This is a genomic window from Streptomyces sp. NPDC048442 (assembly GCF_040651475.1).
Taxonomy (GTDB): Bacteria; Actinomycetota; Actinomycetes; order Streptomycetales; family Streptomycetaceae; genus Streptomyces.
In genome coordinates, this window is the sequence record NZ_JBEZKB010000069.1 from 1 (window position 1) to 2918 (window position 2918).

At 72.7% G+C, this 2918-nt stretch carries 1 protein-coding gene; it reads right to left on the reverse strand.

Translation table 11 applies throughout. The features are described 5' to 3' along the window. Nucleotides 1-2918 (reverse strand): condensation domain-containing protein (locus AB0D18_RS41190; protein ID WP_362430842.1); only part of this gene is annotated, 2918 nt, incomplete at both ends.

The window sequence follows — 2918 nt, forward strand, 5'->3', positions numbered from 1 at the left end:
CGCCCCAGATACCCACGCGCCAGACCCGAACCCGCCAGATACAACTCCCCCGCAACCCCCACCGGCACCGGCCGCAGACCCGCATCCAGGACGTACGAGCGGGTGTTGTGCAGCGGACGTCCGATCGGCGGGGTGAGCGCGCTGTCCGTGTCCGTGTACCAGGCGGTCGCGTACACGGTGGCCTCGGTCGGCCCGTAGATGTTGGCGAGCGTGCAGCCGGGGACGGCGGCCCGGATGGTGTTGGCGGTGTGGGCCTGGAGGCCCTCACCCGCGAGTACCACCAGGTCGGCGCCGAACCGGGTGTCCCCGCCCTGGCCGAGGGCGTGCACGAGGGCCGACGGGACCGCACTGATCAGGCTGTACGCCCGCCCGTCGGACTCCAGCAGGGCGAGCACGTCACGCACCACCTCGATGCGTCCGCCGCTGAGCAGCGGGCCGAACATCTCGAAGACGGAGACGTCGAAGTTGAGCGAGGTCGCGGCGAGTACGTCCGCGAGCCGCTCGGGTCCGATGTCGGCGATCGCCCAGGCGGCGAGGTCGGCGACGTTCCGGTGGGTGATCACGACGCCCTTGGGGCGGCCGGTGGACCCCGAGGTGTAGATCACATACGCGGGGTGCTGCGGGTCCAGCGGCCGGGCCCGGTCCTCGTCGTGCGGGTCGGTCTCGGGGAACCCGGCGATCCTCTCGCGCAGTTCGGGGCTGTCGAGCACCAGTGGGTCGGTCCCTCGGGGCAGTGCCGCGGCGGCCTCCTCGGTGGTGAGGACGAGTGTGGGCCGGGCGTCGGCCAGCATGAACTCGATGCGGTCGGCCGGGTATCCGGGGTCGATCGGCAGATAGGCTGCGCCGGACTTCAGGACGGCCAGCAGCGCGACCATCATGTCGGCGGAGCGCGGCAGTGCCAGGGCGACGAACTGCTCGGGGCCGGCGCCCTGTTCGATCAGCAGCCGGGCAACACGGTTGGCGCGTGCGTTGAGTTCGGCGTAGGTGAGTTCGGTGTCCGCGTGTCCCACCGCCGCGTTGCCGGGCGTACGGGCGGCCTGGGCCTGGAACAGCTCGGGCAGTGTGGCTGCCGGGACCTCACGGTCGGTGTCGTTCCATTCGGTGAGTACGCGGCGACGCTCGTCACCGGCGAGGACGTCGACCGAGCCGACGCGGGCTGCGGGGTCGGCGGTAACGGCGTCGAGCACCCGCGCCAGCCGGTCGCCGATGACCTCCGCGGTCGCACGGTCGAACAGGTCGGCCGCGTACTCGACGACGCCGGCCAGACCGGCCGGGCCGCCGTCCGCCGCGAAGGTCTCCTCCAGGGAGAACAGCAGGTCGAACTTTGCGGCGGTGCTCCCCACGGGCTGCGCGGTGACCCTCAGACCGTCCAGGTCCAGGGTGGCTTCGGCGTTGTTCTGGAACGCCAGCATGACCTGGAACAGCGGGTGGCGGGCCAGCGAGCGGGCCGGGTTGAGGACCTCCACCAGACGCTCGAAGGGGACGTCCTGGTGGGCGTAGGCGGCGAGGTCGCTCTCCCTGACCCGTTCCACCAGCTCGCGGAAGGTCGGGTCGCCCGACAGGTCCGTGCGCAGCACCAGCGTGTTCACGAAGAACCCGACCAGGTCGTCGAGGGCTTCGTCGGTACGGCCCGCGATGACGCTGCCGATGGGGATGTCGTCACCGGCGCCGAGCCGTCCGAGCAGCGTGGCGAGCGCGGCCTGCACGACCATGAAGACGCTCGCGTGGCTCTCGCGGGCCACCGCGACGATCCGGCTGTGCACCTCGGCAGAGAGCCGCAGCGGGACGCTTCCGCCCCGGTAGCTCACCTCGGCGGGACGGGCCCGGTCCGAGGGCAGCACGAGTTCCTCGGGCAGTCCCGCGAGTGCGGTCCGCCAGTGGTCGATCTGCTGGGCCAGCGGGCTCGCAGGGTCGCTCTCGTCGCCGAGCACCTCGCGCTGCCACAGGGTGTAGTCGGCGTACTGGACCGGCAGCGGCTCCCAGGCCGGTGCCGCGCCCGAGCGCCGGGCGTCGTAGGCGTGTCCCAGGTCCCGGGCGAAGGGGGCCAGCGACCAGCCGTCGCCCGCGATGTGGTGCACCACGACGAGCAGTACGTGATCGGTGGCGGCGTCGTCGGTTCGTGCTGCGGCGTCGGTGATCTGGAACAACCGGGCGCGCAGAGGCGGCTCGACGGAGAGGTCGAAGCCCTGGGCGGCGGTCTCGTCGAGCGCCTCGTCGAGCCCGGCCGCCGTGACGCGGGTGACGGGCAGGTCCGGCCGGGCCACCCCGGCGGGCAGGACGAGCTGGCGGGGCCGTCCGTCGATCTCGGGGAAGGCGGTGCGCAGGCTCTCGTGCCGTACGACCACATCTCCCAGAGCGTGTCGCAGCGCGGCCCGGTCGAGGGTGCCGGAGAGCCGCAGGGCCATCGGCAGGTTGTAGGTGGAACCGGGGCCCTCGAAGCGGTTCAGGAACCAGAGGCGGCGCTGGGCCGGGGACAGCGGGATCTCCTCGGGCCGCTTGCGGGCGGTCAGCGCCTGGCGGGCCCGGCCGGCGTCGGCGAGCCGCCCCGCGAGGAGGGCGGCGGTGGGTGCCTCGAAGAGGGTGCGGACGGCGAGTTCGGCGCCGAACACCGAACGGATGCGGCTGACCAGCCGGGTGGCGAGCAGGGAATGCCCGCCGAGGTCGAAGAAGCTGTCGTCGATGGAGACCCCGGGCAGACCCAGCACTTCGGCGAAGAGGGCGCAGAGGATTTCCTCCTGAGCGTTGCGCGGCGGTCGGCCGACCGGCGAACCGGCGAGCTCGGGGGCCGGCAGCGCCTTGCGGTCGACCTTCGCGTTGGCGGTCAGCGGCAGCGCGTCCAGGGTCACGAAGGCTGACGGCACCATGTACGCGGGCAGAGCGGCCGCCACATGCGCACGCAACTCCGCCGGGTCGACGGC